The organism is Streptomyces sp. NPDC056987, from assembly GCF_042673865.1.
Taxonomy (GTDB): domain Bacteria; phylum Actinomycetota; class Actinomycetes; order Streptomycetales; family Streptomycetaceae; genus Streptomyces.
Window position 1 is genome coordinate 24,738 of record NZ_JBHURV010000067.1, and the last position, 7,254, is coordinate 31,991.

General features: G+C 69.9%; 10 protein-coding genes. 3 read left to right on the forward strand and 7 right to left on the reverse strand.

Annotation, left to right across the window (positions count from 1 at the left end):
* Positions 1 to 4: 4 nt before the first annotated feature.
* Positions 5 to 325 carry a hypothetical protein gene (locus ACFTZC_RS40700; RefSeq protein WP_382899011.1) on the reverse strand — a complete coding sequence of 107 codons (321 nt, stop codon included), beginning with the start codon at positions 323 to 325 and terminating at the stop codon, positions 5 to 7.
* Between the two features lie 247 nt (positions 326 to 572).
* Positions 573 to 1,019, reverse strand: coding sequence for a hypothetical protein (locus tag ACFTZC_RS40705; RefSeq protein WP_382899013.1), 447 nt, complete (start codon positions 1,017 to 1,019; stop codon positions 573 to 575).
* A gap of 197 nt (positions 1,020 to 1,216) precedes the next feature.
* On the opposite strand from ACFTZC_RS40705, the gene tpg reads away from it, so the two are divergent.
* The 3 genes from tpg (at position 1,217) to ACFTZC_RS40720 (ending at position 2,942) form a co-directional block, all read left to right on the forward strand.
* The gene (gene tpg, locus ACFTZC_RS40710) at positions 1,217 to 1,810 is read left to right on the forward strand and encodes a telomere-protecting terminal protein Tpg (RefSeq protein ID WP_382899015.1); all 594 of its coding nucleotides are present in this window, start codon (positions 1,217 to 1,219) and stop codon (positions 1,808 to 1,810) included.
* A 101-nt stretch (positions 1,811 to 1,911) separates the two neighbouring features.
* Positions 1,912 to 2,679, forward strand: coding sequence for a hypothetical protein (locus ACFTZC_RS40715; RefSeq protein ID WP_382899016.1), 768 nt, complete (start codon positions 1,912 to 1,914; stop codon positions 2,677 to 2,679).
* Complete coding sequence (locus ACFTZC_RS40720; protein WP_382899018.1) at positions 2,676 to 2,942, forward strand: hypothetical protein; 267 nt, start codon at positions 2,676 to 2,678, stop codon at positions 2,940 to 2,942. Before ACFTZC_RS40715 ends, ACFTZC_RS40720 begins: the two co-directional genes overlap by 4 nt.
* An 807-nt stretch (positions 2,943 to 3,749) precedes the next feature.
* Here ACFTZC_RS40720 and ACFTZC_RS40725 read toward each other — a convergent pair.
* The 5 genes from ACFTZC_RS40725 to ACFTZC_RS40745 form a co-directional block, all read right to left on the reverse strand.
* Positions 3,750 to 4,136 carry a hypothetical protein gene (locus tag ACFTZC_RS40725; protein ID WP_382899019.1) on the reverse strand — a complete coding sequence of 129 codons (387 nt, stop codon included), beginning with the start codon at positions 4,134 to 4,136 and terminating at the stop codon, positions 3,750 to 3,752.
* 43 nt (positions 4,137 to 4,179) lie between these two features.
* Positions 4,180 to 4,527, reverse strand: a complete 348-nt coding sequence (locus ACFTZC_RS40730) for a hypothetical protein (protein WP_382899021.1) — start codon at positions 4,525 to 4,527, stop codon at positions 4,180 to 4,182.
* A 28-nt stretch (positions 4,528 to 4,555) separates the two neighbouring features.
* A complete protein-coding gene (locus tag ACFTZC_RS40735) occupies positions 4,556 to 4,960 on the reverse strand; it encodes a hypothetical protein (protein WP_382899022.1) in 405 nt (134 codons plus the stop codon).
* 510 nt (positions 4,961 to 5,470) lie between these two features.
* Positions 5,471 to 5,845 (reverse strand): hypothetical protein, encoded by a 375-nt coding sequence (locus ACFTZC_RS40740; protein WP_362483726.1) that lies wholly within the window; start codon positions 5,843 to 5,845, stop codon positions 5,471 to 5,473.
* A complete protein-coding gene (locus tag ACFTZC_RS40745) occupies positions 5,842 to 6,318 on the reverse strand; it encodes a winged helix-turn-helix domain-containing protein (RefSeq protein WP_382899024.1) in 477 nt (158 codons plus the stop codon). Before ACFTZC_RS40745 ends, ACFTZC_RS40740 begins: the two co-directional genes overlap by 4 nt.
* Positions 6,319 to 7,254 lie beyond the last annotated feature (936 nt).

Consider the following 7,254-nt stretch of genomic DNA (forward strand, 5'->3'; position numbering starts at 1 on the left):
CGGGTCAGCTGGCGGCGGCCTCCTTCTCGGCGAGCGCCTTCTTGGCCCGCTGGTAGTCCTCGTACGTCACGGCGTTCACCGTCTCCATCCGGGTGAGCGCCTTCACCGTGTCGTCCTTCTTCATCGGGCTGTCGGTGAACTTCAGCAGCAGCTCCACCATCGCGTGGCTCTTCCAGTGACGCAGTTCCGCCTCGTTCAGGAGCTCCGGGCCGCTGGCCATCATCATGTCGACCAGCCGTTCCCGGGCCCGCCACTCGCGGCGCCGACGCCACCAGCTCCCGCCCGGCCGGTTCAGGTCCCGCAGCTTGCGGATCTGCTCCACCATGGCCCTGATCTGCGTCTCCTGCTCGGGCGTCCATACCTTCCCAGAGCCGTCAGCAAGCGCCTGGACGGCCTTCTGGGCAGCTTTGCTGCCGTCCCCCGTCCCGTCCGCCGCACAGCTGCTCCACGGCCCTCCTGAGCGACGCTTCCGCCGCCGTGGTGATGTCGTCTTCGGACACGCTCTCCCCTTCTTCTCGCCGAACGCGCAGCATGCCCGCCGCACCGCTCCCCGGGCAATCGGACGGCCGGGCCTACTGGGGGCCCGGGTCCGCCTCGCCGGGCGCGGCCGCCGTACGACGGGAGCGCCAGCGGATGACCTCGGGCAGCTGGCGGGAGGCGGCGGCCGGGATGAAGAACAGCCCGGTCATGCCGAGTCCGGTCACGGCGGCGCTCAGCAGGCCCACCGACACCGAGGGGTCGTCGACAGAGGCCACCCCGCAGAACACCGAGAAGGCGGCGACGAACACCAGCGAGGCGACGATCCACCGCTCCCGCAGCGAAGACCGGGTGCCGGCCACCACGCTCAGCCACCACGTCCAGCCCGCCATCACGCAGAACAGTACGGCCGCCGGCGGCAGCAGCACCGGCGGCGCCCACCGTCCGATGTCGCCGCGGGGCAGCTCCTGCCCGGTGAGGTAGCCGACCTGGACCAGCCACACCAGGTACACGGGCACCTCGATCGCGATGATTACCCACATCAAGACCCGCAGACCTCGTAACGCGCCGCGCTCGCTCATCCCTTGGCCCTCCCCCTCGATCATCAAGTCCATGGGAACGTAGCGGCCAGGTCCCGACGCCCACCAGGGCGCGTCACCCGCAGGGGTGGAGCTCAGCCGCACGGACGGCCCGTCGTCGGCGGTCTCTGTCCACAGGTCCGCAGCTGTGAGCTACCCCCATGACTGAGGAAGAGAAGGCACAGCAGGCGGCCCGGACGCGCTCCAAGCTCATGGAGGGCCTCGCCCGCGCGGAGCGCGCCCTGTTCACCCGGCCCGCACCGAAATCTCCGCGAGCCCAGATGAAATTCCTTCGCACGCGGGAGAAGGGCTCCACCAAGAGCATGGCGGAGCGGCTGGGCGTCTCCCGCAAGACGGTGCAGCGCTACCTCTCGGGCGCCTCCACCAAGCCGAACAAGCGCCTCCGGGCCGCTCTGGTGCGGGAGACCGAGTCGGAGTGGCAACCGCAGGTCAGGGCGCAGGCGAGGCAGCGCGCGGCGTCCTCGGGCGGCCTGTTCATCTCCTGCCGGGCCTACTTCGGCTTCGGTCTGGAGGGCACCTCAGACGCGGGCCGGGTGCGGGACATCAGCGTGTTTGTCAGCGCCTCCCACGCGGCCGCGATCTACGCCGCGCAGGAGGAGGGTGCGACGCAGAGCGCTCTGCATGACGCGGTCGCGGAGGCCATCGCGGACGCCTATTTCCGTCAAGGCGGTGGCGGCCGTGCGGGCCTGGAGGTGAAATTCGCGGACGTGGAGTGGTTGAACATCCGGTTTTAGCAGCGCGGAATTCGAGCGTGCTGTAGACCTGGGTGACCGGCTCACCGAACCGCATTACCGGAGGGCCCTCATTTCCATATCCGAGGTGAAAGCGAGTCCTGATGAACACGTCCGACGGGTGGCGGCCGCGCCGTGTCCCCGAGGCGCGCGGCCGCGCCGCGCGCACGCCGATCGACTACGCGAAGGTCGGCCGGTCCTCGGTACGGCGACGCGCACGAGGCATGACACACAGCGAGGCGGTGGCCGGGCTCGAAGCAGCGGAACAGCAGGCGCACCTGGACCGCCGCGACGAATCCGCGGCCGACGACGGCGGCCGCCGTGCAGCAGAGCTCGCGGAGTGGCAGCGCGTCGTGCAGCTGCTCGCCGCGACCGGCGGCCCGTACGACCCGGACGCCGACGCGGTCGCCCAGGAGGATCTCGCCGAAGACCGGCGCCGCGAGGAAGCCGAGCAGCAGTACCGCCAGGAGCAGCAGCGGGTGGCCGACCGGGCCGAAGAACTCGCCCGGCTGGGCGGGGCCGGCCGACTCGATCGCAGCGTGCCCAGCCAGGCCGGGGACGAAGCCGCCCGCGAGCTCCTGGACGAGAACCGCGACTACCGCGTCGCGAAGGTCGACGCCTGGCTCGCCCGCTCCCTCGCCGACCAGTCCGGCCACTACGCCGACCCGGCCTCCCGCACGGCCGCCGTCGGCTCGCTGCCCGTTCCGGTGCGCGCCCACGCCGCGCTGCTCGCCGCCCTCGCCCGCACCGGCGCCCCGGTCGACGGCAACCTCGAGTTCGTCGGGCGCCTCGCCCAGGCTGACCCGGCCGCCACGACCGCGCTCGCCGCGTGGCTCGACAACACGGCCGCGGTGAAGGGCGGCACGTCGTGAGCGCGGCGGACGAGGTGGTGGTGGCCGCCTGGAGCGAGCACAGCGAGATCGGCCACCACTACGAGGACCTGCTCGCCGACGGCTCCGTCATCGCCTGGACCGAGCCGCCCTTCGGCGAGACGCTCTACCCCATTGACGACGACCCCGACTACAACCCGATCTGCGAGTGCCCGCGTCTCCCGCGCCAGTTCTGCCAGGAGTGCGCCGGCTGCGCCGCCTGCGGGCAGTGCACCGGCCCGCACGTCTGGCCCCCTCAGACCTGACAACCGATTGTCACGCTCACCGAGGGTGATAGTCAGTTGTCACGCTGCCTGTCACGCCCCCTGTCACGTTGCCGGAAGACCGCGTGACAGCCCACGCGTGAAAACCCGTCAAATCGTACATATAGGCGTGGAAACGGCCCGGAAACCCCCTCGGGGCCGTTTCCACGTGACAGCCGCGACAGCGTGACACCCCACCGGCCGGTGATCACGTTCCGTGTCGGACGGCATCGAGCCGGATGACCTGTGCCAGCCAACAGCGATCGATTGTCAGCTATGGATGATCGACAGTGCTTTGTGACAGCTAGGGATGACCGCGCAGGTCAGGGGCTGAGGGGTAGTCCGGCACTGGGCAGCGCCGTCGGTCGCTCGCGCAGGACCCAGATGCCGCACCGCATCTTGGAAGCGGGTGCTGGTGTCGAATGTGCTCGCCGTGCAGCGTCCTGACCTGGGTGATCGTCCTTCCGTGGCACAAAAGGCGGTCCGTCAGCCCTCTGTGGCACGTGATCAACGTCGGTTGGCACGAGACACCGGAAGCGCCGGCCCTGCGCCCCGCAGAGCACGATCGTCGCGTACGTCGAAGCCTGATCACAGCAGCAGCGCCCCGGATCCGCTCGGGTCCGGGGCGCTGTTGTGCTTGCTGTACGAGGTGCTGCTGTCGGTGATCTGGGTACCGGAGAGCGATGACATTCGAAGGCCGGCCCCAGGCGCCGCAAGGGTGCTGCCCCGGGGTAGCAGGCCGTGCTACCCCGGGGCAGCACGCGGGGCAGCAAACGGTCGTTCGGCTGCTGCACGGCCCGCTGTATCCGGTCAGTCCGTGGTGCCGGTGGCCCATCGCTCCAGGTCGCTCACCGGCTTCTTCAGCAGGGTGCGACGGCGGGACTGCGCGGTCGCCCGGCTCTCCAGGTGCATCGCCTTGGCCAGGTCGCCGTGCGAGACGCCTTTGGCCGCCGGCAGGCGCAGCGAGGCGTCCCGCACGGCCTCCAGGCGCTCCAGCAGCCCTGTGGTGCCCTCGATGGCGGCCGCGAGCTCCGCGGCGCTCGCCCGGCCCGTACGCAGCAGCGCCAGGCCGTGCAGCGCTGTGGCGAACAGCGCGGCCAGCTGCTCGCCGTCGTTGCCGAGCGCGGCGACGTCCTCGGCGGCGAGCGGGACCAGGAGCTGCTCCTGGTGGTCGGGGTGCGCGGGATCGGTGCTCACCGCGGTCTCCTTCCTCGGGTGGATCGTTCGGCGGGCGGGTGGTCTACAGCCAGCGGAAGAGGTTGCGGACCTCGGAGGCCGCGCCGGAGAGGTTGTCGGCGTCCAGGCGGGCGTCGAAGTCGTACGGGTCCTCGGTCTCGTCCATCACGTTCTCGGAGGCGGCCGCCAGGACGTCGGCGAACCGCTCGTGGACGGCGGCCTCCTTCAGGGCCTGGACGACGCTCTCGCGGTCGGCGGTGCCCCGCTTGATGGCGTCGGCGAGCAGCCCGAGCGCGGCGGCCGCCGCCGGGGCCAGGCACGCGAGCTCGCTGTCGACGGCGCCCCGGTCGGCGCTGGTCTCGATGGCGTTGATGTCGGCGGCCTTCACGATCTCCGTGGACGTGCGCTCCATGACGGGCTCCTGTCTCGGTGGCGGGGGTTCAGGCGGTCCGGCTGAGGTAGCCGGCGGCGACGTCGACGAACCGGTCGTGGGCGCCCTTCGCGGCCTCACGGGCGGCGGTCAGGGCCTCGGTGGTGGCGTAGGCGTCGCGCAGCGCGTACGTCAGCGTGACCATCTCGTCGGCCGCGGCGCGCACCGCCTGGTCCTCGATGAGCACCCGCAGCGCGACCAGCGGCCGGGTGACGGCGGACCGGGTCATGTGGCTCTCGCCGCGCAGGGCCTCGATCCGCTCGGAGCCGGCCTCCAGGCGGTCGCGGCGGATCGCCTCGCCGTGGCTGACGCGGACGGACCGTTCGGCGGCGCGCTCCTGGAAGCGGCCGCTGACGATCGAGCCGAGCAGGGTGCCGACGATGGCGAGGGCGGCGGTGACGAGGGTGACTAACACGGTGGGTTCCTCCCCTGTATGAAACTCAATACGTGTATTGAACTTAATACAGATGGAGGGTGCAAGGGGGTCCGCTCGTGATTCTTTTCGTGGGGCTATGACCTGCGTGTTTCCCGCCCGCGGGAACCGTGTGCGCGTAGCTGACATACGCGTCCCACGCGCGGGACGAGGTACCGCTCCCCGACCTGAAGCCCGGTTTCCCCTCCAGGGGAACGATGTTCACGGGACTCTGCAGCGGTTCCGTGAGCTGGCGCGGTCCGCAGCGGTGGTGTTGCCGCCGACACCACGCGGATGGGCCTTCACCTGCGGTTTTCCCCTCCAGGGGAACGTTGTTCCACGTCTGCGTGGACAAACTCGGCCCCTTTGGCCACCCCCACGGGGACAAACTCCCGCTCGGGGAGGGGCTGCCGACCTGCTGGTTTCCCGCCCAGGGGAACGATGTATCGCCCTGCGCGCACGCAGAAGCGGCGCCGCACCGTGAGGTGCAGCGCCGCCGTGCGAACGGGTGGGTTATGAGGCGTGGAGCTGCCGGACTGTCGCCAGGGGCGCGTCGTCATCCTCGGGCTCGGTGGGCGCCGGCTGACCGGTGGCCTTGGAGCCCAGGCGGTAGAACTTCACCCCGACGGCCGTGTACGCGAGCGTCAGCCAGCCGTTCTCGACAAGCCGGCCGATGCTCCGCGAGGCGCTGGTGGTGCTCAGGCCGACCAGCTTGCCGATGTCCGTGGCGGTGCTGCGCACGGGCTCCCCGACCGGAACCGCGGTGGCGTAGTACATCAGGACCTTCAGGTCCGCGCCCTGCTTGAGCTGCGACCGCAGTAGGAGGTTGTTGAGGTCGCCGGCCTCCATGAAGCGCGGCGCGAACGACTCGGCGATCGGGGACGTCATGACGCTTCCTTCTCCTTCTTCTCCGGCGGGCACGTGGTCACAGGGTGTCGGGCGTGCTGCGTGGCCCTGCGCTGCTGCCCCGAGGAGCCGTCGAAGGCGGCCCGGGAGTTCAGCTTGTAGAACTTCACCCGGCCCACCTGCTCGGCCTCCAAGAGGAAGCCTCCCCTGTTGAGGTTACCCACGGACCTGCTCACCGCGTTCGGACGCAACTCCAGGTCGTTGCCGATCTCGCGGAAGCTCATGCGCAGCGGCCCATCCCCGGGCGGCGCGTTGAACAGGTAGTAGCCGTAGACCAGCTTGTCGTTCTTGGTGTAGCCGCTGCCCTTCTTCCACAGCCCGGCGCCCAGCTTCTTGCTGGCGTTGACGTGCCGCCCACCGCCGCTCCAGTCGTACGGCTTGTCGTCCTCCTTCAGCAGCTCCAGCTGGACGTACTCGCCCGTGCTGGTGTTGACCGCTGGCCTTGCTCGGCTCATACCGCTCCTCACCTTGGGATTTCCCCTAGAGGGGAACGATGTACGCGGCCTGACCGTAGCGACCATTTCCCCTCCAGGGGAACCCGCCACGCCGACCGGACCCGCGATCCAGACCGGCCAGCGTTTCCCCTCCAGGGGAAAGATGCGTCCCGATCTGACACTCAAATAGCCTCGATTGATACATGGCATGGCCTCTGACCTGCGACGATGCGTGTTCCCTCTATACGCACCTATCCGTAGGCTCAACCGACCCCCTCGCGCGCGTGAGGGCTGGCCACCATGACGCCCCGCTCGCTGGACCCTTGGCGTCCTGCGGGCCTGCGCATCCCCGATCCGGGCTCATCTTCACCGATGTGGCCCGGCAATTCGGCTGAGCAGATTTACCAAGTCGCATTTACCGCCGTTTTCCTCCACCATCTCCGGGGCTCGCATTTCGCGATCCTCCGGCCTTTCTCTATTCCGAACTTTCTACATCTGCGAGCTAACCCGTGACCCGCTTTTTCCTGGTCAGTGGTGGTCCGCATTCATTCCAGACCTGAGCTAACTGTTATCTTTGAAGCACACTGCCGCATCGCCCACCTTCCCCTTCCCAGACCTCCGTTCGACTCGTCACCCGCCCGACGGACCGTCACCATCCCTCCCCTTGCTGCTGCTCGGGCCTCAAGACCCGTGGGTGGGCCGCGCGGAGCGTGGCACGCCTGCCCTCACGGCCGCTGCTGCCGCGTTCCGTGTGGCTGGAGCGCGGCGGAGGCTACGGGTCGGCCGGAGGCCGGCCCCGGCCCGCAACGCGGGCCGCCCGCCCTGTGGTTGGTGGTGCGCGCGGAGCGCGTGCCGCCGGGCGGTGAGCGGAGCGAGCCGCATCCGCTCACGCGGAGCGGGAGCGTCCGGATTGCGCAGCAATCCGGTTCGCTGCTACGGGCGCAGCCCGTAGGGACC